General features: G+C 48.9%; 20 protein-coding genes and 2 pseudogenes. 9 read left to right on the top strand and 13 right to left on the bottom strand.

Going from position 1 to position 25980, the window contains the following annotated elements; genetic code table 11:
• Positions 1–189: 189 nt before the first annotated feature.
• From IPL71_RS03625 to IPL71_RS03595, 7 genes are all read right to left on the bottom strand, one after another.
• Positions 190–1713, bottom strand: coding sequence for a DUF6938 domain-containing protein (locus tag IPL71_RS03625; RefSeq protein WP_345318959.1), 1524 nt, complete (start codon positions 1711–1713; stop codon positions 190–192).
• A 165-nt stretch (positions 1714–1878) separates the two neighbouring features.
• Positions 1879–2109 (bottom strand): alpha/beta hydrolase, encoded by a 231-nt coding sequence (locus tag IPL71_RS03620; protein WP_345318957.1) that lies wholly within the window; start codon positions 2107–2109, stop codon positions 1879–1881.
• Positions 2088–2657, bottom strand: a complete 570-nt coding sequence (locus IPL71_RS03615) for an alpha/beta hydrolase (protein ID WP_345318955.1) — start codon at positions 2655–2657, stop codon at positions 2088–2090. Before IPL71_RS03615 ends, IPL71_RS03620 begins: the two co-directional genes overlap by 22 nt.
• Entirely contained in the window at positions 2658–3878 is a 1221-nt protein-coding gene (locus tag IPL71_RS03610) for a carbohydrate ABC transporter permease (protein ID WP_345318953.1), read from the bottom strand.
• Between the two features lie 12 nt (positions 3879–3890).
• Positions 3891–5567 carry a carbohydrate ABC transporter permease gene (locus IPL71_RS03605; protein WP_345318951.1) on the bottom strand — a complete coding sequence of 559 codons (1677 nt, stop codon included), beginning with the start codon at positions 5565–5567 and terminating at the stop codon, positions 3891–3893.
• Positions 5568–5723: 156 nt separating this feature from the next.
• Complete coding sequence (locus IPL71_RS03600) at positions 5724–7115, bottom strand: ABC transporter substrate-binding protein (RefSeq protein WP_345318949.1); 1392 nt, start codon at positions 7113–7115, stop codon at positions 5724–5726.
• 77 nt (positions 7116–7192) lie between these two features.
• Positions 7193–8206 carry a LacI family DNA-binding transcriptional regulator gene (locus IPL71_RS03595; protein ID WP_345318948.1) on the bottom strand — a complete coding sequence of 338 codons (1014 nt, stop codon included), beginning with the start codon at positions 8204–8206 and terminating at the stop codon, positions 7193–7195.
• A gap of 108 nt (positions 8207–8314) precedes the next feature.
• On the opposite strand from IPL71_RS03595, the gene IPL71_RS03590 reads away from it, so the two are divergent.
• Complete coding sequence (locus IPL71_RS03590; RefSeq protein ID WP_345318947.1) at positions 8315–10522, top strand: TIM-barrel domain-containing protein; 2208 nt, start codon at positions 8315–8317, stop codon at positions 10520–10522.
• A gap of 12 nt (positions 10523–10534) precedes the next feature.
• On the top strand, positions 10535–11575 hold the full coding sequence (locus tag IPL71_RS03585; RefSeq protein ID WP_345318945.1) for a UDP-glucose--hexose-1-phosphate uridylyltransferase: 1041 nt from the start codon (positions 10535–10537) through the stop codon (positions 11573–11575).
• A gap of 165 nt (positions 11576–11740) precedes the next feature.
• On the opposite strand, the gene IPL71_RS03580 is transcribed toward IPL71_RS03585, so the two are convergent.
• From IPL71_RS03580 to IPL71_RS03565, 4 genes and pseudogenes are all read right to left on the bottom strand, one after another.
• The gene (locus tag IPL71_RS03580) at positions 11741–12313 is read right to left on the bottom strand and encodes a pyridoxamine 5'-phosphate oxidase family protein (protein ID WP_345318943.1); all 573 of its coding nucleotides are present in this window, start codon (positions 12311–12313) and stop codon (positions 11741–11743) included.
• Entirely contained in the window at positions 12297–12923 is a 627-nt protein-coding gene (locus IPL71_RS03575; RefSeq protein ID WP_345318941.1) for a hypothetical protein, read from the bottom strand. The genes IPL71_RS03580 and IPL71_RS03575 overlap by 17 nt, the downstream gene beginning before the upstream one ends.
• A 74-nt stretch (positions 12924–12997) precedes the next feature.
• A pseudogene (locus tag IPL71_RS03570) lies at positions 12998–14211 on the bottom strand (aminopeptidase).
• A gap of 88 nt (positions 14212–14299) precedes the next feature.
• A complete protein-coding gene (locus IPL71_RS03565; RefSeq protein WP_345318939.1) occupies positions 14300–15562 on the bottom strand; it encodes an aminopeptidase in 1263 nt (420 codons plus the stop codon).
• Positions 15563–15799: 237 nt separating this feature from the next.
• Here IPL71_RS03565 and IPL71_RS03560 point away from each other — a divergent pair, with 237 nt between their 5' ends.
• Positions 15800–16324, top strand: a complete 525-nt coding sequence (locus tag IPL71_RS03560) for a hypothetical protein (protein ID WP_345318937.1) — start codon at positions 15800–15802, stop codon at positions 16322–16324.
• A 75-nt stretch (positions 16325–16399) separates the two neighbouring features.
• Here the strand turns inward: IPL71_RS03560 and IPL71_RS03555 are convergent, their stop codons facing one another.
• Positions 16400–18673: a sensor histidine kinase gene (locus IPL71_RS03555; RefSeq protein WP_345318935.1), complete on the bottom strand. Its 2274-nt coding sequence runs from the start codon at positions 18671–18673 to the stop codon at positions 16400–16402.
• A 56-nt stretch (positions 18674–18729) separates the two neighbouring features.
• Between IPL71_RS03555 and IPL71_RS03550 the strand changes: the two genes are divergently transcribed.
• The 6 genes and pseudogenes from IPL71_RS03550 to IPL71_RS03520 all read left to right on the top strand — a co-directional run bounded on the left by IPL71_RS03550 (position 18730) and on the right by IPL71_RS03520 (position 25157).
• Positions 18730–19653, top strand: a complete 924-nt coding sequence (locus tag IPL71_RS03550; protein ID WP_345318932.1) for a hypothetical protein — start codon at positions 18730–18732, stop codon at positions 19651–19653.
• Positions 19535–21685: an alpha-amylase family glycosyl hydrolase gene (locus IPL71_RS03545; protein ID WP_345318930.1), complete on the top strand. Its 2151-nt coding sequence runs from the start codon at positions 19535–19537 to the stop codon at positions 21683–21685. Before IPL71_RS03550 ends, IPL71_RS03545 begins: the two co-directional genes overlap by 119 nt.
• Positions 21686–21722: 37 nt before the next feature.
• A pseudogene (locus IPL71_RS25745) lies at positions 21723–22090 on the top strand (DUF2177 family protein).
• 238 nt (positions 22091–22328) lie between these two features.
• Entirely contained in the window at positions 22329–22571 is a 243-nt protein-coding gene (locus IPL71_RS03530) for a hypothetical protein (RefSeq protein ID WP_345318926.1), read from the top strand.
• Between the two features lie 175 nt (positions 22572–22746).
• A complete protein-coding gene (locus IPL71_RS03525; RefSeq protein ID WP_345318924.1) occupies positions 22747–23832 on the top strand; it encodes a L,D-transpeptidase in 1086 nt (361 codons plus the stop codon).
• 62 nt (positions 23833–23894) lie between these two features.
• Entirely contained in the window at positions 23895–25157 is a 1263-nt protein-coding gene (locus IPL71_RS03520; RefSeq protein WP_345318922.1) for a DNA-methyltransferase, read from the top strand.
• On the opposite strand, the gene IPL71_RS03515 is transcribed toward IPL71_RS03520, so the two are convergent.
• The gene (locus tag IPL71_RS03515) at positions 25116–25793 is read right to left on the bottom strand and encodes a response regulator transcription factor (RefSeq protein WP_345319116.1); all 678 of its coding nucleotides are present in this window, start codon (positions 25791–25793) and stop codon (positions 25116–25118) included. The genes IPL71_RS03520 and IPL71_RS03515 overlap by 42 nt on opposite strands.
• Between the last annotated feature and the right edge of the window lie 187 nt (positions 25794–25980).

Below are 25980 nucleotides of genomic sequence, written 5' to 3'. Positions count from 1 at the left end.
AACTCCGATTCCAATTGTGTTGGGATGGAGCAATTGTACTGCTTTCGTAAGTTTATTCCGGCGCAGTTTTAGATATGAATAAAGAAAGGAAGTATTACGCTCGCGCATCTGTGGGGAAATAACGGGGCGTTAAATTAATGGACGGTGGAAAATATTTTATTGTCCACCGTCTATTAATTGCGGTCGGGGTTATCTGGTGAATTTCTTGCCCGTGGCGAGTTCGACGCTCTTGTACGCGCCGTCGTAGATGCCGATGCTTTTGTTCTTGACGATGCAATCGCAGAACATGGCGAGCAGGTCATCGGCTTCGGTGAGCAGGTCGATGGCTTGCAGGGTTTGCGGGATGGTGCGGGTTTCGACGGTGCTGTCGCCGATCTCTGCGCCGCGGATCGCGCCCCACATTTCATGTCCGCCGACGCGGGCGTTGAAAATTTTGGGGACGGGATAGAAAGCGAGTTCGCTGGGTTTGGTGATCATCACGTCCATGACGCGCATGAGATAGTTGGTGGCGTAGACCGCGTGGAAGGTGTTGTCGTGCAGGAAGATGTGCAGGCCGTGCGCGGGCTTCTTGCGGATGCTGTCTGTGAATTCTTTGGTGTCTTCCCAGGTGAAGTGGGTGTTGATCAGGTCTTTGTGTTGAGCAAGTTGTTCCTGCAACCAAACCCAATTGTCTTTGTGATCGCCGAGGTTGATGAAGAGCGCGATCTGGTCTTTTTCGATCATCGGGATGGCGTGCTCGATGATGGCTTTGAAGAGTTCGCGCTGCGCGCCTGCGCCGCCCATGGTGACGAGGAAGCGGCGCGGCTCTTTTGCATTCATACGTGTGACGCGGTCAGCGCAATCAACTTCGATGTTCTCAACGAGTTCATGGTCAACGTGATGGCCGGTGAAGAAGAGCGCGTCCTGCGGAACGGGCTTGAGGACTTTGCCTTTATCGTCGAATCCACGCATGGCACGGAAGCCATAATAGCCTGACGGAGATTGAACCGCGTGCTTGGCACCTTCGGTAAGTTGGAAAGCCATCGGCCAGTTATCGAACATCATATCGACCACGTTGGTCATGCCGCCCGCGACAGCGCCCATCGCTGTCCACATGTGCGAGGTGAGCGTGGGCATATCAGATGGAAGCGCGCCGTAAAGATTATTGAACAATTCGCTCATCTTGTAATCTTTGACTTCGGTCTTGAGGAAGCGCCACGGCCAGGTGCTGGTCATGTAATTGAAGAGCGCGTCCAACCCGGGGAGAGTTGGTTCGCCCGTGGTGAGAGATTCCCACACGTATTTATCGAACCACGGATAACGCTGTGAGATGCGCGAATATTTGCTGTAGTTGGTATTGCACCAGTTGATCACGTCTGTGCTGATGCCGGGGATGCCGAGCAGGTCAAGCCAGTACGGAGTGAAGCCCATTGCCTTCGCGGCAGAGACACCCGCCATGGCGATGCGGTAATGACCAAATCCCATGCGGATGGTGCTGACGATGACGCCGTTCTTTTTGTCTAGTGGTTTTCCATTTCCGTCGCGGACGATGTTCTTGAGTCCAAAGATACCTGAATCATAGGGATGGTCTTCAACCGTGAGATTGAATTTTTCGTTGGGGTCGTAATTGAACTTCTTTGCCAGCATGGCCTTCCATTGGTCTGCTGCGCGGGTTTGGCGTTCTGAAATGGGGTTGCCATATACCTCGTATCGGCCGTCTTTCTTTTGTAACATGATGCACTTTCTCCTTGAATGTAAAATAATTGCTGGAAGACCCTACTTTTTTTAAACCTTCAGAGTCTGTCTTTTATATTTTTTTTGAAACCGCCAGCCGTTTGGGGCTGGCGGTGCTACATTATAAACTTTTATCAGCCTTTGATATCATTCCTAACAATTTTGCTATTGAGACTGCAATACCTTTTCCATAAAACGCACAGTCAAATCTGCGACCGTATCCAGTTCGCAATCGATTGTGATGGCGTGAGAGGATCGTTCCATCCAATGATGTTCTGTATATGTTGAATTGACACCCTGCAAAATAATATTACCAGCCGTTGCATCTACAGTTGTGTCTTTGCGTCCCTGAAAAACAATGACTGGCTGCTTTATCAGCGGCAGGCGTTGTCGCACTGCGCCTTGCATTTGCAGTAATTGAAGCGCACCTTTGAGCGGTAAGCCCGGGTAGCCCTGCCACTTGTCGGATCCATCCAAGATTCGCGCGCCACTTCTGACATAAACAACGAGCCTGCGTACAACTTGATTTTATCCAGGGTTGTCATGGTCAACTTGATGGCTGGGGCATAAAGCAACAGCCCTGCCGCCTCTGGGTGTTGACTGGCAAGCTGCAAAGCAACCACCCCGCCCATGGATTGTCCACCGATGAAGATCCGCTTGCAGCGAGTTATAAGTTGCTCGTACGTTTTTTCCGCGCTAGCCACCCAGTCACGCCAACTGACGTGATTCAAGTCTGCAGACTGAGTCCCGTGTCCTGCCAAAAGTGGACCGGCAACGGTATAACCTTTTTCATGCAGGCGTTTTGCCAACAATCGTACTTCAGCAGTTGTAGCAGTGTATCCGTGGGAGAGTAATACACCTACAGGTCCCGCTTCCCAAAAGAATGGGCCGCCTTCGAGCTGCGGATTGTGAAGCGCGGGATTCTGCATATTGCCCTTTCGCAATTAGCCTTTGACACCGCTGCTTGCCACACTTTCAACAAAGAAACGCTGACCGAGGATAAAGACGATCAAGGGCGGAATGATGGCAATCGCCGCGCCTGCCAAAATTAAATTGGGTGTGTCGGATGCACGTCCGCGCAAGACGTTGAGCGCAAGGGTGAGTACATGATTCTTTTCATTGCCGACGTTGATGATAACCAGCGGCCAGATGAATGAATTCCACGCGTATAAAAATGTGAATGTGGCTTGGGTCGCCAAGGCTGGCACACTGGCAGGGATGAGAATCTGCGTCAGGATTTGCAAGCGTGATGCGCCATCCAACAATGCGGCTTCTTCAATTTCCTTGGGGAAGGTGATGAAATGCTGACGCATGAGGAAGGTTCCGTAGGCGGTGAATATCCACGGGATGATGAGGGCTGCGAGCCGGTCTGTCCAGCCGATGAGCACCATCAATTGATACAACGGGACGATGAGCATGACGAAGGGAATCATGATCGTTCCAAGATAGAAGACAAACACGGTATCGCGCCCGGGGAATTTCAAGCGCGCAAACGCATATCCGCCGACCACCGATGTGACCAATTGTCCAAGTACCACGAGGATGGTGACCAGTGCGGTATTTGTCAGTGCGCGCGCCATGTTGTTCAACTCAATGACTTCAATGTAGTTCTCGGGATGTCCGCCAAGAGTTTCCACGGGTGTACTTAGACGCACGTTTTGAAAGATCTTGTTCTCAGGATTTTGCGGATCAATGAATTCGCCGACAGTTGTCTGGCTGACGAGAATCATCGGGACGACCTGACCGTCCACTTCGACATCGAAGAGTTTTTCCTGCTCTCCGTTCACTTCCACTTTTTGCTGGTTCGTCGCTCCGCCAGTCGGTTTCACCTCTGTTAGATAGCGCTCAACGGTGGAGGTGAGATTATCAGCGGGGGCGTATGTCCCAACTTTGATATTGCTTTTTGCGAGCGCATATTCCTTCTGTGTGCCGTCCACATCCACAAAGTAGAGCGGAAGCGGTTCATCGTAACCGGTTACGACGATCGTCTCAGGATCGCGCGGTAACATGCGCGGCGGATAGCGGAACGTGTCCGCTGGAATCTTGAAGGAGGTGGTGAGCATGTATGCGAAGGGGAAGATCATCACCAGTGCAAAAAAGGTCAGCACAAAATAAGTGATGAATTTATTGAGAAATTGCAGAAAGCGATAGGATTGGATTTTCATGACGGCTCCTGTTTAGCTTTCATAAATGCTTGATTTGCGCTGACGTTGGAATTGGATCAACGTCAGACCGAAGATCACAATGAATAAGACCCACGCAATTGCAGATGCGTAGCCCTGTTGGAAATTCTGGAAGCCGCTGCGATATAAGTAAAGTACCAATGTGATGGTCGAGTTATTCGGTCCCTCGGCTGGATTCATCAAAATGAAGACCTGCTCAAAGACCTGCATGGCTTGAATGGTGGTGGTGGACACGACATAAAAAGTTGTTGGGGCGAGCATGGGGAGCGTGATGCTCCAGAATTTGTCCCATGCGCCTGCGCCGTCCACTGTGGCGGCTTCGTACAGTTCGCCGGGAATGTTTTGCAGGCCCGCCAGAAAGAGCACGGTGTTGAATCCCATGGTTTGCCAGGCGGCAATTAATACGACTGCGAGCAGAGCTGTCTTTTCATCGGATACCCATTGGATTTTCGGATCAACGATCGCGAGGTTGAAGAGGTTGTTCCAAAAGTCTATGCCGAGGGTGATGAAATAGTTAATATAGCCAACGGTCGCATTGTAGAGCCACTGCCATACAAGTGAGATGCCAACGACTGCGGCGATGCTTGGCATGAAATAAATGGCACGGTAGAACTTCATGCCGGGTAATTTGCTGTTCAGGACGTTCGATAATATCAAAGCGGGGATCACGCTCAATGGAACCGCAAACAGCACAAAGGTCAGTGTGTTGCGTAACGCCAGCCAGAAAAATTTATCGGCGGCGGCAAAAAGAATCCCGCGGGTCCCAAAAATGAAGCGTCCAACTTCGTCGTAGACTTTAATGTTTACAACGTCACGTGCCAGTTGATCGGGAGATGTCAACAGTGCAAAGCGGACGTTAAGGATCTTTGCGTAATTTGCGAAGCCGACCCAGTTTGGTGTGTTGAAGGCGTCTGAATCGGTGAATGAAAAATAAAATGAAAGCACAAGCGGACCTGCAAAAAAGATGAGGAAGCCAAGCAGGTTTGGCGAGAGGAAAAGCCAGCCGTTTAAAATTTGTTCGTGATTGGTCTTGACGTGCAAGGCCTGCGCCGTGGCTGCTCTGCCCATTGCCCACAGGGAGAGGCCAAAAATTATCACGCCAGCCACACTGACAATACCGGCGGGTTGAGCAAGTTTGCCCAGAAAATATAAAATGCCATTGATCGCGCCAACTTGAAGCAGGAACAAAGCAAAGCCGCCAAGCATGACCCAACGACTTGCGGCCTTTAAACTGGTTTCAGAATTTTGCTGCTTTTGCGGGAAGTATTCATCGAGTACGCCGAGGAAATAACCAAGAGCCACGATGCCCAAATAGGGAAGTCCGCTGGTGAAGGTTTCGGCCAGTGCATCAATGCCGATGAAGACCTCGCCGATGGTTAAGGCTGCGACGACACAGATCACAAACGCAAGATAATCCACCACGAGCGAGATCATTCTTCCGCTGTGGTTGCGGCGTGAAATTTGAACGGCGCCGATCCCGCTTAATATGGAAGCTGCCACCAGCGTAACGGTGATGATAATTTTTTGCCAGAGGGGAGAGTCTGGCAACAGAGTGCCTGTCCATAGGAAGATTGCGCCTGCTGCGGAGAGCAGGGTGAACAGTCCGCGCCAAACTATGCTGATGCGCAGGAGATATTCTGTTCTGGGATCGGTTGGCAGATGAGTGGTCATGTTCACCTCTTTGTGGGGTTGAATCAGCGGGCCAATGACACTACAGGATCACGAAAACACAAACCGGAATTTGTATCTTGGGGATATCGCAGGGTGAATAATAAACAAGGGAGGGACAGGCAGAATTCTGCCTGTCCCTTTTTTATTGCAGGGTAATTATTGGGTAAAGACTTTGTTGGCTTCGTCGCAGATGGTTGTGCCGAAGTCTTCAACAGTCGTTGCGCCAGTCAACACGCCCTGAATGGCAGGACCCATGACCTTGTCGAACTCAGGCCAGGAACCAGCCCACAAAGGACCTTCAGCGGTCGGGTTTGCATCAGCTGCAATACCGTTCAGGAAGGCTTGATTGTTGGCAGGAGGTGTGAAGGTCAGGAAGGAATCGAGTGCTTCCTGGCTTACGCGGCTGGGGATGTTTGCGCCGAGAGCAGAGATCTTGCCCTGAGTCTGGGCGGTGGTCAAAGCTTGAGCAAGAGCCCAGGCTTCTTCAGGATGTTCGGTGTTGGCGTTGATCGCATAAGCGCCCCAGAACAACCAGTTACCAGCGGTGCCGCTTGGGCCATCAGGCAATTGAACGACATCCCATTCGAAGTCCACAGTGCGGACGCCGGGGGTGGCCCAACGGCCATTCTGGAACATGGCAACTTTGCCAGCGCGGAATGTGGGTTCAGGATCTTCGCCGTAAGGTGTGGCGACATCATAGTCCTGATAGAGTGAGCGTTGGAAATCGAGACCAGCGAGGGACTCAGGAGTGTTGAGGGCACAGGCAGAGCGATCTTCGGTAAAGAAGCCGCCGCCGGAAGCATTCAACCAAACACCGTAAGGACCCCACCAGGCGCTCGCGCCGTAGCCGTAGATGTCAGAGCCGAGGGCGCGTGTCTTCTGGGCAACATCGAGGAAAGCATCCCAGGTCCATTCGCCATTGGCGGCGAGTTCACGAGGATCTGGAGCGCCGGCTTCGTTGATCAAGTCCATGTTCAGATACAAAGCGAAGGTGGACACGTCACGAGGAATACCCCAAACTGCACCAGAGTCAGCGCCAGCAGCGCCGGTCTCGGGATTGTAGGTGAGGTGGAACATTGGGCCGGCGTAGAAATCGTCAACGCTGAAATCAGGTGTGGCAGCAGCGAGGTCGGCGGCATTCAAGATCAAACCACGGGTTGCGAAATCGGCAACATCGGTTCCGGGGATCCAGAATACATCGGGGGCGGTACCGGCGGCAATTTCAGCCTTCAATTGATCCTGATAGTTGGCGCCTTCTGAACCACCGGGTTCGTAGGTAAGGGTAATGCCATCAAGTTCGCCATCGAGGTCAGTGCTGATCTGGCTGTAAACATCAATTTCTTCCTGATTGTCAGGGCGGGTGCGCCAGCGAATGGCAACATCTTCCATGGCAGGGGCTTCGGTCATTGCGGCTTCGGTGGCAGGGGCTTCGGTCATTGCAGCTTCAGTTGCGACAGGTGCTTCGGTTGCAGGGGAACCGCAAGCGGCTAAAGCGAATGAGGCAATTACCAAAACGCTAATCACCTTAAAAAGAAAATTCTTCTTCATTTATTCTTCTCCTTGGAAATATTTAAAAAGATAGGTCTACAAAGTGATTTGATGGGAATTTTGAGAATGGGCTGTTTTCAATCACCTCCTTTTTCAGATGTGGATCGTCGAACGATCAACTGTGCAGATAATTTCATATCATGCACGGTTGGATTCTTCTTTTTGATAATTTCCAGTAACATGCGGGTGGCTTCCTGCCCGATGCGCGGCATGTCCTGCTGCATGGTGGTGAGTGGCGGATCAAAGTATGAAGACAAAGGCATATCGTCCACGCCGATGACTGCCAGTTGAGATGGGACTTTAATATTCGCATCCCGCGCGGCGCGCAGCACACCCATGGCCATGCGGTCATTCTGGGCGAAAACTGCTGATGGAACCCGACCCTGCTCGATCAAAGAAAGAAGCGCGCTTTGTCCAGAAGTCGCAGACCAATCACCTTCGATCACCATCGATTCCTCGAAAGCGATTCCCGCTTCCTGCAAGGCGCGGCGGTAGCCATCTGTGCGGTCGCGCGAACAATCTTCTTCCATCGGACCAGTCACCAAAGCGATCTTTGTATGACCGAGAGTTATTAAATGTTGTGTGGCTTCGTATGCCACTTTTTCATCGTCCAAAGAAACCGAGCAGACATTTTTTTCATGAGCGCTCGCGCCCACGAACACCAGCGGAAAATCTTTGGGAATATATTCAAAACGTTCATCGGAATATGGGTTGATCACGATCAACCCGTCCACGCGGCGATGTCCCACCAATTCATCCACCAGTGCGCGGAATGCTTCCGGGTCAGATGCAGAAGACGAAAGGATGAAATAATCATGCTGACGCGCTTCCACCTCGGCACCTTCGATCACACTCGCAAACGTGTAGTCAGTCAAATTCGGAGAGATACAGGCCAGAGTGTGAGTCTGACCGCGTGCCATCGAACGCGCGATCGCATTGGGGCGGTAGCCCATCTCAGCAATGGCAGCTTCCACAGTTGCACGGGTTTCCGGCAAAACATCCTCGCTCCCATTGATGACACGCGAAACGGTCTGGTGTGAAACACCAGCGAGCCGAGCGACATCACGAATGGTTGGGTGGGAAGTTGACATTTTTAGGGGAGGGGTTTGGTATAATGTGACCGTTCACGTGACCGGTAACATTAGTTTACAAGAACGATAACACTTTGTCAATAGGCAATTTATGAGGATTTGGGTAGTATGACAGTCAAAATTCAAGTAAATCAGCAAAAAATCCAGGTTTCTTCCCCAATTTACACATGGGCCTGGGACGCGCAGACCGACTTTTTCCATTTGTATGATTCAGAAAACCGCCTGATCTCTCGCGCACGCCATCAACCGCTGATCATCACCACGAACGATCAAGCGGAATTACAACTCCCAAACCGCACCTTCGAAATCAAAGATGACCGCATCTCGATCACATACCACGCGGAAAAAAGCGCATCACACCTAACTGTGAGCTGGCTCTTCAAAATAGACTTTATCTCCCTCGAACAGTTACACTACGAATCCTCCGAAGCGCAGGATATTATCCAGATCGTCTATTTCCCCGAGATTGACGGCGACTCTTATAAGCCATCTATGTACAGCCATTACGCAGTTGTGCCGGGACTTTGCATGAGTTCCAGCATCAGTCCCATCGTGGATTTGCATTCCAGATTATCCGTCACCACCATTCTTGGCTCCGGCGCCATGCGTGGCCCCGGACTCACGCAGCAGTGGGGATTGCCCGCGCATTACTTTTGCACATTCAATACTTCAGATCAATGGAATGCGATTGGCGCAAAAAAATTACAATCAGGCGCCGCTTGTTGGGGACTCGCTGAATTACCGCAAGGTGATTTCAGACTCGATATCCGCGAGATTGCATTAAGTCCGGTCTTAAATCTGCGTAGTGATATTTGGAAACATATAAAGACTCCGGGGACTCTAAAACTTGGCTTTTCTTTTTTGATCACATTCGGCACACAATATCATGAAGCCATTCGCAATTACTACAAAATCTTGCGGCGTGAAAAGATCATTTCACCCAAAAACGCATCCCTGACGCAAAAGAAAAAAGATGTTTTACTTTCACCACAATACAACACCTGGGGAGTAGAGTCATCTCTCGCCATGAAACCCGAAGCATTGACAGAAGAAATCGTCAAAGACATCTTTAATAAATTTCAGCGCTCAGGCATGAAAGCCCGCACCTTTGTGATTGACGATAAATGGGAAGGTCACTACGGTGAGTTAAAGCATGATGAAACCCGCTTCCCGCAATTTGAATCCCTGCTTGAAAATATCTGCAAGCAAGGCTTTTATATCGGCCTATGGGCGGCTTTCCTGCGCTGTCAGGATCCATCCACTTTGGGATTGGACGAATCGAATCTATTGCAAACTCCCGAAGGTAAACCTCTCTGGCTTGCACATCAAACCTCACGCTATGGAATTTTTGATGTGACTCAGCCCATTGTCCAAAACGTGTTAAGCGAACGCGCCACAGAATTTATCCGCCGCTACAATCCCGACCTGATCAAGTTTGATTTTGGCTATGAACTGCCATCTCTGGACATCGCCGCTCCCGCCGACTTGAATTGGGCAGGCGAACGTCTGCTCCAAAAAGGCTTGGAAGTTGTGGTCGGTGCGATGAAACAGGAAAACCCCGATCTCGTAATTATGTATTATGGTCTTTCTCCCTTACTGATCGACTATTACGATTTACACAGCCCCGATGACCTTGTCTACTGCATCGGGGATTACGATCTTGAAACCAATCGCCGTATTTTCTTCAGTAGCCTGTGCGGTGAACTCGGTATGCCAACGTACAGTTCCTCCGGCTATGATTGGGAATCTGCACTGGATATCTGGTTTGACTCCGCGCCTTCCGGCACACTTGGCTCGCTGCATTGCTTTGACGGTGATGAAAATAGCGACAACCCAACAGATGAGATCATCGCAAAATTCAATGGGCTTTCTGCCATCCTGCGCAAGCAAGCGGACTTTAATACCTATCCAATCGATGTAAAATGGCAGGGTGGTTTGCGTGCAGGGTTTTCCCCATCCTGGGAGCGCATCGAAGATGATAAAACCGTCCTCATCGCATTGCGCACACATCGCTTCGATGGCAAGCCCGCCATCAAAACCTACAAAGATATTCTCGATACTGATACCATGCTGGTCGTCGCATCCATGACAGACTCAAGTATCGCCGAATCGCATCGTCTGGGCATTGTCCCGTTTGGAGATGGAGTCTGCACGATCAAACATATAACGCTGCATCAAACCGCAAAACTCATCGAGCATTATTTCAGCGGACGTCAATTTGAAACGCAAGTCACATGCTCAAATAACAAGTTGCAAATCGCGCTTCAACAAACACGTAAAAACGAAATCCTTGAATGGATCGAAATCATTTTCTAAAAAGGAATCACCATGTTAAATAATCCGCATCGCCGCTATAACGCCCTCACAGGAGAGTGGGTGCTCGTCTCGCCGCACCGCGCCAAACGCCCCTGGCTTGGGCAGGTCGAAAAACTTTCACCCGAAACGCTTCCGACCTATGACCCAACTTGTTATCTTTGTCCGCGTAACGAACGCGCCGGCGGAGTCTTCAACCCTGATTACACCGGCACATTTGCTTTTGAAAATGACTTTGCAGCCCTGCTTTCCAATCCTATAGAGGATGAAGGTCCCGCATCTTCCCACCCGTTACTTGTTTCTGCTCCCGAGCAGGGACATTGTCTGGTGGTTTGTTTTTCTCCCCGACACGATCTAACCTTACCCGAGCTGGATCTGCCATCTGTTGAAAATGTCCTCTCCACCTGGGCCAAACATTCCGCATATATGGCCGCAGAAGATTACATTCATTATGTGCAAGTCTTCGAGAACAAAGGCGCCATGATGGGATGTTCCAATCCGCACCCGCACAGCCAGCTTTGGGCACAGTCTCAACTGCCAAATGAGATCGTCAAAGAACTCGCCACACAAACGGAATATTTCAAACAGAATAACCGTCCGCTTTTGGTGGACTACGTGCAGGAAGAACACAAACGCAAAGATCGCATTTTATTTTCCAATGACCATTTCACAGCGCTTGTCCCATATTGGGCAGTCTGGCCGTTTGAAGTGTTGGTCACCGCGCATCGTCCATCCGCATCATTGAAGGAATTATCTTCAACTGAAATCTCTGCTTTGGCTGAAGTCTTCAAGCAGGTCACTACCCGATACGACAATCTGTTTGAGATTTCCTTCCCCTACTCAATGGGATTCCACCAAGCCCCGCCGATGGACAGCCGCACCCTGAATGGGTCTTGCACGCGCATTTTTTACCCGCCACTGTTGCGCTCGTCCACCGTCCGCAAATTTATGGTGGGATATGAAATGCTCGCCATGCCTCAGCGTGATATTACCCCTGAAGTCGCAGCTGAAAGATTGCGCTCGCTTTCAGATGTCCATTACAAGCATAAAGATTAATTCTCTATCGTACAAACCCTCAACACGAATTTCTTTTCAAAAATAATTCGAGAAATTCGTCAATTCGTGTAATTCGCGTTAAAAATTTGGGCATTTTTTCGACATTTACAGTAGAAGAAGATTAAAAAAAACAACCGCCTGTATTTTTTGCAGGCGGTTGTGATTCTACTTAAACCATTCTTCACTTAATGCAGGCCATTCATCTGATTGGTCCGCCCGTTCTGCCCAGTTCTCTTTTCCACTCCAGGATTCGATCGCAACCGCGTAAATGGATGTGGCACGCAATTCTTTTTCCGTGATGCCGCGATATTCCTTGTCCACGGTCATCGTGGGGAAATATTTACCGATCAGCCCATACAATAACTTTTTCGCTTCTTCAGGATCGGTCACGATGCGCGCTGTCCCAAAGAGTACGACGCTGCGAAATTGAAGCGAGAACTCAATCGCAACATTCGATGGCAGCATTTTTCCTAGTTCGCTCGCTTCCATACTGACCTTTGGATTGGCCTCAATATTCGAGCGGACCCGCCCCGCAACATTGGAATGAAAGACGATCTGATGATTTTCCTCATCGTACCAGAAGGTGCTTGGATTAAGGAAAGGCTGCCCATCTGCTGCGGTCGCGAAATGCCCCACCTGTGCTTCCTTGAGAAAGGCGCGGATCCAGACATCATCTTTTGTTAGGTGGGGTCTGCGTTGAAAGGTTGTAGGCGGTTGATTCTCATAATTGCGGGGCATGATGTTTTTCCTTGACATTGTGTAATAAAAAGCGCTTGTAAATATAAAGTTGAGAAATGAAGCCGAGCAGCGCGCCGCTGATGGTGTAAGCCCAGTTGCAGGAAGTGCAGTAATAACCGACTCCGATCTGGAAGAAGTAGATCGCTGCGCCGAAGGTTAATCCGCTTAAGATCGCAACTTCAAGGGTCTGTTGATACGAGACACTGTTGACCTTGTAAAGCGGGGGCATGCTTTTGTTGCGCCATAAAAATGCGTCAGCAAGTTCATTGTCCTTATTGATCGCGTATTCCTTGATCTGATTCAGCGCCTGTATGGATTCGTACCATGCGGCCCGCAGACGGGCGAGCTGGATCACGGTCAGCCCGCCGAGCAGGGTGAGCACAAAAAATAATCCGCTGAATAGAATACTAAGCGTGGCGAAGTTCGTACTGGTATCGAATATCTGAGTGCTAAAGAGTGCCGCCACCAGAGAACCAACGGCTACCAGATAAAATGAAGCGACTCGTGCGCGGTCTTCATTGGCCTGGCTGGCTGAGTTGGCGATGTATTCATATTCTGCCACCAGGATTTCATTACTAAGTTCGGGGGAGGAAGTTTTTTTTGCAGGCATTTCCCCATTATAACGTGCTAAAAAACAAACCCGATGGAATTTATCTCCATCGGGTTTGTTTTGATGTTCAAGTCCTATAGATCAATTGCCCATTCACCCTGACGCATAACAGGCTCACGTGTACCGTCTTTTTTGATGCCGTCAATGTCCATTTCTGCCGAGCCGATCATAAAGTCCGTGTGGATCAAGCTCTTGTTTCCGCCATGTGACTGGAATTCTTCATCGGTCATATCTTCGCCGCCTGCAATTGTGTCGCGGTAGGCATTTCCGAGTGCAATGTGACACGAGGCGTTTTCGTCAAACAGGGTGTTGTAGAAAAGATGTCCACGCTGACTGATGGGCGAGCTATTGGGAACAAGTGCAGCTTCACCCAAACGACACGCATTTTCATCGGTCTCTATTAATTTACGCAGATCGCTTTCGCCTTTTTTCGCTGTGACTTTTACTGCGCGTCCATTTTCAAAGGTCAGGCTGAAATCTTCGATCATGGCACCCATCAAATTAAGTGGACGGGTTGCACTCACCACACCGTTGACTTTGTCCTTATCCGGCAAAGTGAATACTTCTTCGGTGGGAATATTCACGATGCAAGTGATCCCATTTTTGAAGGATGCTTCCGCACCCTGCCAGACATGTTTTTCAGGCAGACCGATTGTCAGGTCTGTGCCGGGTGCTTTGTAATGTAAGGCAGAGTAATGTTTTGCAGAAAGATAATTTTTGTATTTGATCAAATTATCCCTGTGGTCATACCATGCCTGCACGGGGTCCGGCAAGTCAACGCGGCAGGAGTTGAAGATGGCTTCCCATAATTTTGCCTGTGCATCTTCGGTCGAAAGCCCGGGGAATACTTTTCTGGCCCAGGCAGGTGATGCAGTGGCGACCACGCACAATTCGAAACATTCTCGTACTTTCGCAGGGGTTCAAATTTTTTAGCGCGCGCCGTTCTTTCTTTTGCGATCAACTCCGGGTCGATGCCCGCCAGTAAATCGGGGTCTGTGGAATAAACTGCAAGTTCTGCTTCGCCGTTTTGATAATGATCCTCATACCGCGATAACAGCCAGTTTGGGACTTCACTTAATGTTTCAGGGTCAGCATGTTCAAAGCGGATGCGCGAGATGCGTTCGTCATTCCATAATACATCCACATATTTTGCGCCGGCCTTGTATGCGCTTTCCGCTACTTTTCGAACGAAAGGCGCATCCTCAATGATCGCGCGGATGGACAACTTCTGTCCTTTGCGCAGATTCAAACCGACTTTCACAACCACGTCGGCGTACTTCGTCAGCATTCTGTCAAATTCCTGTTCGTTCATGCGGCCTCTTTATGTTAATAAAAAAATTCCTTTCAGAAATTATATCCTGAAAGGAATTGTGTGACTAATTTTTCAATGCCCCCTCGCATTGTCGCATCACCGGTCCATGCGTTCCGTCTTTAAGCACGCCGTCAATATCCATTTGTGGAGAGCCGATCATGAAGTCTACATGATTGAGGCTCACGTTTCCACCAGCGGCGATAAACTCCTCGTCGTTTAACTCCTCTCCACCCGTCAGAGTGAAGCGGTAGGCGCGTCCAATGGCGATATGGCAGGATGCGTTCTCGTCAAATAAAGTGTTGTAGAAAAGATGTCCGCGTTTGGCGATGGGGGAACTGGCCGGTACGAGCGCCACTTCACCGAGACGATGTGAGCCTTCATCTGTATCCACCAGTTTTTGCAAAGCGGCTTCGCCCTTCTTCGCATTGACCTTTACAATGCGTCCGTTTTCAAATGTGACTTGGAAATCTTCGATCAACGTTCCGCCATAGCTCAATGGGAAAGTTGAAGACACAACGCCGTCGGCGCGGTTGCGGTCAGGCAGAGTGAATACTTCTTCGGTTGGCATGTTGGCTGTGAAGGCAATTCCATTCTGTGCCATCGATTGAGCGCTGATCCATAGATGTCCATTGGGCAGGCCGAGGGTAAAGTCTGTGCCGGGGGCAGTGTAATGCAACGCGGTAAATTGTTTGGATTGTAAATATCGGGCGCGTTCACGCAAAAATATAATATGTTTTTCCCAGGCCGCGATCGGATCGGGCTGATCAATGCGCGTGGTTTCAAAAATAGCTTGCCATAATTTTTCCTGCGCTTTTTCAACAGATAGATCAGGGAAAATTTTCTTCGCCCATTCCTCACCAGCTGCTGCAACCACGCACCAGTTAATGGCGTTGGTTGTCACTCGCTCGCTGATTTTGCTGGCGGCATTTAAATGTCTGGTTTGCATCATGCCAACGATCTCAGGGTCAAGCCCGCCAAGCAGGTCGGGGTTCGTGCCGGCGATGGAAAGCAGGGCATCTCCATTATTGATCATGCCCATAACCGCATCAACCATGTGGGTTGGGTATTCATCAAAAGAGTCGCGCGGCGCATGTTGGGCGCGCAGGCGCATCATTTCTTCATCGCCCCAGATCACTTCCACGTATTTTGCGCCCGCACCATAAGCAGCTTTTGCCACTTCGCGCACCAATGGCGCAAACTGATGCGGCACACCGCGCACAGCCATATTATTGATGATCAAACGCTGTCCAGCGCGAATATTTAAACCAACTTTTACGATTGCTTCTGCGTATTTTGCCAACATTTCTTGATGAGTTTTTTCAGTCATATTGCCTCAATGAAATAGAATAAACCTAGTATAGCACGGAGGATTAATTTTTTCGCCTTGCATTTTCATTTTGGATGAAACCCCCGCTTCACTCTTAACGTTGAGCCTGCTCTTACAGCCCAAACAGAATCAGCGCCGCAAGCGACTTTCTCATTAAGTTTGGAGATATACTGTGCATACATTTCAACGGTTTGTATTGCGCAGTCTTGATTCTTTGACTTTCGATATGGAGGTTTTATGCAGCACCCACTCGAATTCATTCCGCAGTATGTACGAAAACCAATGTTTTACACATTCTTCGCGTTAACTGTTTTGATCTTCGGCGTCTTTAGCACGGCCGAACCATTTTTACGTACGCCCGCCGCGCCGAGCGGAATTGTCTCATTTGAACTGGCGCGTGATGTGAACACCGCCCAATCCATGATCGATTCGTGGGATGCAAATGCACGCCTATATGCCGCGTTTGGCCTTGGCTTCGATTATCTTTTCATGCCCACGTACGCGCTTGCTCTTTCATTAGGGCTTTTACTCGCCAGCAGCAACAAGACCGGGTTTTATCATACCTTTGCCGCATGGATGGGTTGGGGCGCATTTGCCGCCGCCTTATTTGATGCAGTTGAAAATTATGCGCTGTGGAAAGAATTGATCAACGGCGCTGCTTCGCCTTATCCGCAGATTGCCGCATTTTGCGCCACGATTAAATTTACATTGTTGATCGTTGGGTTGGTCACCGCGTTATCAAGCCGCTTATTCCGAAATTAAATTGCATGATACAGAATCAAAAAGAGAGGAACGTAAGTATCCTCTCTTTCATATTTTCCCTTATTACTTATTACTCTAAACCTGAAAACTCAAAGGCGCACTAACTTTTTGCTGTTCGTTCTCTTCAAGTTTGCTGAGCGGCAGAATCACATGGAACTGACTGCCCGGGAAATTGATCTCATCGTAGCCGGGACTTTCCACATAGATACGTCCGCCGTGCGCTTCGACGATGCCTTTGGCGAGAGCGAGTCCCAACCCTGCGCCGCCGCCTTTGAAGCGGGTCTTGCTGGTGGAGTGTTTGCCCAATTCGCCGGGTTGATAGAATTTGGTGAAGATGATCTCGCGGAAGTTCGGGTCCACGCCCACGCCGGTATCGCTAAAGATCAACTCAACACCGCCTTGCGGCAGATCAAGGATTGCAGGAATGCCATGCCCTGTGATAGTGATCTTTCCATTGTTGTCAGTAAATTTAATTGCATTGCGTAAAAGATGATGGAATAATTTGCGCAATAGGTTCGGGTCCGCTTTGACATGCGGCAATGTGGGGAGGTTGATGGTAAGTGATTGTTTGCGTTCCTTGATCGAGCTGGCTTGTTCAATACAAATTTCCTGGATCAAATGACCTAATTCGACCGGCTGGATATGCGGTTTAAGCGAGCGGGCATCAATTTGTGCGATGTCAAACATCGAGTCCATAACTTCGTGCAAGCGGATCGTGCCATCGTGAATCTTTTCCATGATGAACTTGAAGTTCGGGTCGAGGCTGGAATCTTCCATCAGCATTTCGCTGTAGCCTTTGATGACAGTCAGCGGTGTGCGAAGTTCGTGTGATGCGATACTGATAAAGTCTGATTTGGCCTGATCGATACGTTCGAGGTCGCGGTTATTTTTTTCCAGTGCGCGGCGCGCATAGCGCAATTCATTATTTAAACGCATCAAGTTATCTACAAGGCGGGCGTTTTCCAATGCCACGGCCGTCTGGCTGGCATGTGAACTCAAAGTGACAAGATCTTCCTTGCTGTAACGGTTGCCGCTTAGTTTTCTACCAAAGGCCAAAAGTCCGATCCACTGGCGTTTGGCAAAGATGGGAATGTAAACTTCTGCTTGCAGTTGGTTAAACCAGGTCCGCTCAATGGGAGATGCTGCCTGAAACGCCGGAAGCAGGTCGAGGTCATATTGAAGAAGCGGGCGTTGTTCCCGAATCAGATAGGCGGCGATCAGTCCGTTTTCATCCAATTCAGCTGCGATCATTTGCCGTTCTTCGGGGCTGCGCGCTGAGCGGAGTCTGAAAGTTCTGTGACCATCTGCTTCGCGGTCTGAATCCACGAGAAAAAGAAATCCGCGCTCGATTTGCATGGCTTCCAGAATGATGCCGACTGCAATACTTGCGAGACGATCCATGTCAAGGATGTTGCTGATGCTTTCACTGTATTGATGAATGGTGCGGCTTGCATCGTATTGATCGCCTTTCATCAAGATGTTCATGGTGCGCGAGGCCAGTGATAATAACGGCGCAAAAAGCAGGGCAACCAATAATGCCATGAATGCGCCGATAAATAACGGATTGAAGTTAATATTGTTTTTGAATGCAGATTGTAATAATAAATATCCGCCGAGATAAAACCCAACAATAATGACAGCGATCAGTATGTACGCCAGCACGCGCCGCAGAATCAATCTAAGGTCTGGCAGGTGATGTGTGCCAACCACATAAGCCATCATGACGGCAATTGCAAGACGAATGGGCTGCCCTAAAATTAAGATATTGGAGAAAAGTAAAATGTCGTTGACGAACATCAGGAAGATGACAGGCCACCAATAATTTAAACGATTACGGAATAACTGCTGGCGTGCATCCCTGTGCGCGTTTGCAATATTAATGATCAGGCTGATTGCAAAAATAAGCCAGCCTAAAGTTGCCCAGGCTGGGCCAAGCCGTGTGCGTTGTAAGGTGAGATTGCCGTTTGTCCAAAGAATATCGGGCAGATTGATCGCGTTTGTCAGGATCAATGCAAGGCCGAGCGCCCAGATCGTCCACAGCCCAACCCAGCCCCACCACATTTCACGTTTAAGAAAAGTTTGCAGCGTGATCATCAAGACGGCGATGAGAGTCAACGCGACATAAATTTGTAATTCTTGAAATAATATGTTGCCGCTTTGTGAGGTTTCCCCGTTGCGCCAGGCGGCTTCAGCCACATTGATGACCATTGCCAGCAATGCATATACAGCCACCAGCCAGGCTGCGGCTCCATGCCCGTCATCGCGGCGTTGTACTGCAAAAAAAATTACCGGCAGATACAATGCGGCAAGCAGGAGTAATAAAACGAATTGAGTCAGCGATGTATTCATATGTACAAGTCAGGATTTTACCCGAAAAAAATAGTTAATCGGTTATCATTGTTGTTATGCTAATTACCCGAGCCTCCCGTCTCAAATATAATTTCTCTGTGGATTTCTTTCGCCCGGACGGGCACGTGATCTTTTCAGATCTGGCTGCCGCCCGCGCCTTTGCCACCCAAATGTCAGCGCTTCGACCCGAACCCGTATCTGCCACTGACCTATATGCACTTTCCCTGCTTGATGAGGCGTACCATATCCTCTTCAAGCATTTTTATAGCAGGTATACCGGTGTCATGGGCCGCGCCATGGGATTATTGCAATCCAGTCTTGGCTCAAAATATGATCTGACACTCAGTAAATTTACCGAGGAATTTCCGCCTCTGTCGGTTTTTCGCGGCGAGACAACTGCGGGCGTATATCTCTCCACCAAAGCCCCAGTGTCGGTGATTTCGGACGCGGTGTGCGCGCAGCCCATCGAAGAAATGTTATTGGTTAATAATTCAAACAATAATCCGGCCTTGAATCGCTATAAGGATTTATTTGACGAATCCGTAATGAAGGGCTCCGCTTACAAGGAATTTTTGCAGTCCTTATTAACTTTCTATTCCCGTCAACCGGGCTTTGGAAGCGGGGAGGCCGGGCTGGGAGAAACGCTTACAGAACTTCTTCAAGCGCCGATCAAAGCTTCTCCCGATTCTTTGGAAGGTCAGTTACGTTTTATTATCGAAAAATGGGGATACCTGCTCGGCGAGACATTTTCCATCCATGTCCTGCGTGGATTGGACTATTTGCGCGAAGACATTATCCGCACGGGTCATGGTCCAATTGACTCGCAGAAAGCGGAAACCCATGTGCCGACTTTTGGCGGCCATGAATACGCAGAATACGAACGTTACAGCATGGACAAGGAATGGATGCCGCGCCTTGTTTTGCTCGCCAAGAACACCTACGTCTGGCTGGCGCAGCTCTCTAAAAAAATATCAACGTGACATAACCACCCTCGACCAGATCCCCGATGAAGAATTGGATTTACTCGCCTCGCGCGGATTCACCGGCCTGTGGTTGATCGGTCTTTGGGAACGCAGCCGCGCATCCCAGCGCATCAAACAACGCATGGGACAAAAAGATGCGGTTGCCTCAGCCTATTCCCTTTATTCTTACGACATTGCCTCCGACCTCGGCGGTTGGGATGCGCTGAATAGTCTCCGTACCCGCGCCTGGGGGCGAGGCATCCGTCTCTCCGCCGACATGGTTCCCAATCACATGGGAATTGATTCAACCTGGGTCGCGGAACATCCCGATTGGTTTTTGTCCTCTTCGTTTTCTCCCTATCCATCATACTCTTTCAAATCCGAAAATCTATCAGATGATTCGCGCGTAGGGATTTATCTCGAAGATCATTACTACGATAAGACCGATGCTTCCGTTGTTTTTCAACGCCGCGATCAGCAAACAGGTGATGTGCGTTATATCTATCACGGCAATGACGGCACATCCTTCCCCTGGAACGATACCGCTCAATTGGATTACACCAATCCCGTTGTGCGTGAAGCGGTCATTCAAGTCATCTTGCATGTCGCCCGCAATTTCCCCGTCATTCGATTTGACGCAGCCATGACTCTCGCCAAGCGGCACGTTCAACGCTTGTGGTTCCCCGAACCCGGTGCCGGCGGAGCGATTCCTTCCCGCTCACAATATGGCATGACCAAACCGGAATTTGATGAAAAAGTTCCCGAAGAATTTTGGCGTGAAGTGGTTGACCGTGTTTCCAGAGAAGTTCCTGACACACTTTTACTGGCAGAAGCTTTCTGGATGATGGAAGGGTATTTCGTCCGCACGCTGGGTATGCACCGCGTTTATAACTCTGCTTTCATGCACATGTTGCGCGATGAAGACAACGCCAAATATCGCCTTGCCATCAAGAACACACTTGAATTTGATCCGCAGATCCTCAAGCGGTATGTCAACTTCATGAACAATCCCGATGAAAAAACTGCGGTTGAACAATTCGGCAATGGCGATAAATATTTTGGCATCTGCACGCTTCTCTCCACCTTGCCCGGTTTGCCCATGTTCGGCCACGGACAAGTGGAAGGTTTCTCTGAAAAATATGGGATGGAATTCCGCCGCGCACGCATGGATGAAACCCCAAATGACGGACTCATCCGTGGTCACGAATGGCGCATCTTCCCGCTTCTTCACCGCCGCTACCTGTTCGCTGACGTTGAACAGTTTTTGCTCTTTGACTTTTATTCCCCTAATGGCAGCGTGGACGAAGAAGTCTTCGCTTATTCCAATCGCTTTAACGATGAGCGCGGACTGGTGATCTATCACAATAAATTTTCCAATACCCGTGGCTGGATCAAAACCTCCGCCGCTTTTATTGAAAAATCTTCCGGCAAAACGATCCGCAAAAACATCGCCGATGGACTTGGCCTGCCGCGTGTTGGACATGTCATCTTCAAGGATTACGTCACCCAGTTGGAATACATCCGCTCCTGCAAGGAAATCTGGGATAAGGGCATGTATGTTGAACTGGGCGCCTATCAATGCCACGCCTTCATGGATTGGCGTTTTGTAGGCGACAGCGAATGGAAGATAATTTGCGATCAATTAAACGGCGCAGGTGTCTCATCCATGCAGGATGAGTGGAAGAAATTATTTAACGTTGTAGAAGAAGTTGAAATTGAAGAGAAAATACCAGCCAAGAAGAAACGCGCTGTCCGCAAACCTGTAGTGAAAACAACCAAGGAAAAAGGAAAGAAGAAGCAGGTGGCTGCCGCGAAAAAGAAAGCACCGGTGAAGAAGTCGCAGCCCAAAGCAAAGAAACCTGTGACAAAAAAGGTTGCTGCAAAAGTTAAAGTCAGCCCTGAAAAGAGAGTTGCTGTAAAGGCAAAGCCGGTCAAGAAGGTTATAAAAAAGGTTGCGCCCAAGAAACTCGTTATCAAGAAACCTGCGGCAAAGAAAACAACAGTAAAGAAGACTGTTAAAAAGAGCACGGTTGCGGGTAGAAAAAAATAAGCGACTTGTGAAACTCAAACTTTACATTCTCACTTTTATGATCTTCCTTGCCGTGGACTCATTATGGCTGGGACTTGCAGCCCCACAGTTTTATCGGTCACAGATCGGTCATCTCATGGCCGATCTGCCGAATTTTTTCGCAGCGGGTATTTTTATTTGATCTTTGTTTTTGGCATGGTTTTCTTTGTGATTGAACCCGGAATGAATTCAGAGTCCATGCCTAAAACTGTAGTACGCGGTGCGATATTTGGTTTTGTCACGTACGCAACGTATGATCTGACTAATCATGCCACACTATCAGGCTGGCCGATACTGATGACTGTTGTGGATATGGCTTGGGGAACCACGCTCAGCGCCGTGGTAACGTTGGTTAGTGTTTGGGCGGGGAAGCGTTTGATTAAGTAGAATCAGATAACAGCTTAAGTGAGATGCGTGTAGGTTAGCCGCAACCTACAGTTCCCATACGACTTCCTGACAATCTGCCATTTGTTATTGACTCGCATTTTGAAAAGTACTATACTCATCACATCGAGGTAATGCCCATATGCGATTATTTCATGAAGTACCCAGGTTTGTTGACTAAATACACGCGGATGTCTCCGCGTGTATTTTTTTATATTCTCGCAAAAAGGAGATCAATACAATGGATTCAGGATTAATAGGCAAGGTAGAAAAAGCAAAACGATATGCAGAGGATCGGCACCGCTTCCACTTCAATCAATTTGACCTTAATTTTCACGGCGATAATAGCGAACATCATGTTTCCTACAACAACGGTGTTTTTAATTGCGACTGTGAGTTTTTCATTACCAACAGACGATGCGGCCATACCATGGCGCTTGAGATATTGCTCAAGGATATGATCGTGGAATCAGTGGAAGCGTAAATAAAGCATACATAAAAATGAATACCAGACTGCCTTGCCGTTCAAGCGAGGCAGTCTTTTGTATCATGGCGGCAGGTTTCTCAACGCAGGCTGGTGTGTCAGGTACTTCGGAAAAGCCATAGCCTGCATCGAATATTCTCATTACAGCTTAAAGATTATGGTGTACAATTTTAATATGAATTCAAAATTTTCAAGACGCGATTTTTTAAAACTTGGCGGCATCACACTTGGCGGACTGGCCTTTTCACCTTTCCTGCCCGGTTTGACCAGCTTTGACGATAGTTTTGTAGTGCGCATTGCCACCACTGAAATGCCCGTGCGCAAACAACCAACCGATGACAGCCGGGTTGAGTTGACCTGGTATCGCGATGATCTTGTACATGTGTACGAAGAAAAAATTGCTGATGAACCAAAATATAATCCCGTTTGGTATCGGGTGTGGGGCGGTTATTTGCATCGCGGCCGCTTACATCGTGTAAAGACTATTTACCAGACCCCGCAGGAAGTTCCAGCTGGAAAAAGACTATTAACCGAACTCACAGTTCCATTTACCACGCCCTATCGTTTTTCAAAAGCGCGCGGTTGGGAAGCGCTTACTCCGCCGATGTATTACGGCTCGATCCACTGGGTGGACAGGGTGGAAGAAGGCCCCAAGATGGCTGATTACAGCGGCCCGTGGTATCGCGTTTTTGACGAGTTGGATTCAAATGTTCCGTATTTTGTGCCGGCCATTCACATGCGTGTTTTACCGTCCAGTTACATGGAGCCGATCACACCTGAAGTTCCCTTTGACGATAAATTGATCGAAGTGAATCTCACCACACAAAAAATGGTCGCCTATGAATATGGCAAGGCTGTTTTTCAAACCAATATTTCCTCCGGCATTCCCGGCGGCGGACAGAGCGGCGCAAATGGAATTTCCACAACAACGCCAAATGGTTTATTCAATGTGATGGATAAAGTCCCGGCCAAACACATGGGCAACAGTTATTTTAGCATTGCTCAAAATGGCAACCTGCTCGCAGACGCAGATGGATATGTATTGCCCGGCGTGCCGTGGTCAACTTTCTTTACACCTGTTGGTCACGCATTTCACGGCACATACTGGCATGAAAATTTTGGCACACCCATGAGTCACGGCTGCATCAATATGCGCAGTGATGAAGCCAACTGGGTTTTCCGCTGGGCGCAGCCTACTCACTCCGCAGACGCGATCTCCAATCACCGCGGACGCGGTACAAATGTTGAAATTCATTATTAACTCTTTTTTTGGATTTCCTCCTCACGTGCCGACTCATCATCTCAAACATTTGACAACTCCCCATGCCGATACTTAACTGGAAGGGGAAGCATCTCACCCCGCCCGAGCCTGCTTCTCTTACCCAAGACACAATCCTCTACCCGAATGGGCGCGGCTATCCCAAGGCACGTCCCGATGGACGGTTAATTCTCGGTGATAACCTGGCTGTCATGGCCGGGCTTCTTCCTGAATACGAAGGCCGCATCGATCTGATCTATGCCGACCCTCCATTTTTCACCAACCGAAAATTTTCGGCGCGTGTTGGCCGTGGAGAAGATTCTCGTGATCCATCAAAATGGAAACTGGTTGAGGGGTATCATGATTCCTGGGATGACCTTGATGCGTATCTGCAATTCTTATATGAACGCCTCGCGTTAATGGTTCGTTTGCTTTCCCCGAACGGTACGCTATATCTCCATTTAGATTGGCATGCTGATGCTTACGCACGTTTGATCCTTGATGAGCTTTTTGGCTCTGAAGGTGTGTTCATTAATGAGATTATTTGGGCATACCACGGGCCTTCTCCGATCAAAAGCGCATTTAATCGCAAACACGATACGATTCTGTCTTACGCAAAAAGCAAGGATTACACATTTAATGCGGATGATGTCCGCGAGCCATACAGCCCGAATACGATCACTACGTTTAAATCATCAAGCAAGGCCGGGTTTGGCAAAGTGCCGGATCTGGAGCGCGGAAAAGTTCCAGAAGATTGGTGGTATTTTCCAGTTGTGGCGCGTTTGCATAATGAACGTACCGGCTATCCAACTCAAAAACCTGAAGCTTTACTTGAACGTATTATCCGCGCTTCATCAAATAAAGGTGATCTCGTGGCTGATTTCTTTTGCGGGTCTGGTACCACAGCGCTTGTCGCTGCAAAGACGGGAGAAAAATTTATTACCTGTAATGCACCTCTGCGCGCCCTGCATACTGCCCGAGGAAGGGTCTCAGAAACCACTGCCGTCTTTTCACTGGAGCATGATTCATCTATTGCACTTGCTGTTTCGCAGACGGCAAAGAATATCAAGGTACATGTCTCTGAAGATTCTGTCCGCCTGGAAACATCTCTCGATGTGGATTTTTGGGAGGTGGATTCTGATTGGGATGGAAATCTGTTCAAGAGTGTCGCGCAGGCTCAGCGTCACGTAAGAAGCGGGGAACTTCCTCTTGAGTTAAAAATAAAAATCGGACGTACACGCAAGGCGTGCATCCGATTGGTGACAGTTCAGGGAAAACAATATCAGTTAAATATCCAGGCGGTAGCCGACGCCGCGAATGGTCTTTAGTAATTTTGGATTATCAGGGTCAAGCTCAATGGCGCGGCGCAGCCATGAGATGTGGACATCCAGTGTGCGGGTATCGCCTGTGTAGTTGGTTTCCCATGCTTTTTTGAAGAGGGGTTCGCGTTCTACAACTTCACCATGTTTGTCCATGAGCAAATGTAAAAGAGTTACAAGGCGCGGGGTGAGCTTTGTGCTTTTTCCAAGACAGCGCACGCGGCGTTTTTCAAGGTCAAGACGAATGGGGCCAACATGCAAAACATTTTTCCCGTCACCGGGCAAAAGCGGATTGATGCGATTGACCAATTTTTGCACAGTGAAAGGTAATGCAAGCACTGCGTCTGCAGCATCTTTGCTGACTTCATTATCATTTTCCAAAATAAGAATGATCGGAAGTTTCGGATCTTTCTCGCGAATGGATTGACAGATGCGCAAGCCGGTACTGCGCAAGGATGCTGCATTGATCACAACAAGGCTTGGGCTTACTTCTTTAAGGCGCGCAACGGCTTTGCTTCCGTTTTGTGCCAGTTGAACATCAAATCCCTTCTTTGCAAATCTGAAGCAAAGGAAGGGATTTCTGCGTGGCGGCTTTCGATGACTAGAATTGTGGCTGTTTTCATAAGTAGGTGAGTGGTGGTTGATGTTGCTAATAGATGGTGAATGATTGCAAAAAACAAGGTCAACCTTTTATTAAGGTTCCTGCATTATACACTAAATCTTAACAAATGTTTTAATCATCAATACCTGTTTTCATTAAGGTGTTTTGCGTATGGTTTTCTTGAAAACGATTATCAAAGATTGCTTTGTGCTTTCGCAGCTTTATGTCTTC

It is taken from the genome of Candidatus Villigracilis proximus (assembly GCF_016717045.1).
Taxonomy (GTDB): Bacteria; Chloroflexota; Anaerolineae; order Anaerolineales; family Villigracilaceae; genus Villigracilis; species Villigracilis proximus.
The sequence above is the reverse complement of the archived record's forward strand: the minus strand, read 5'-3'. Positions and strand labels throughout refer to the sequence as shown.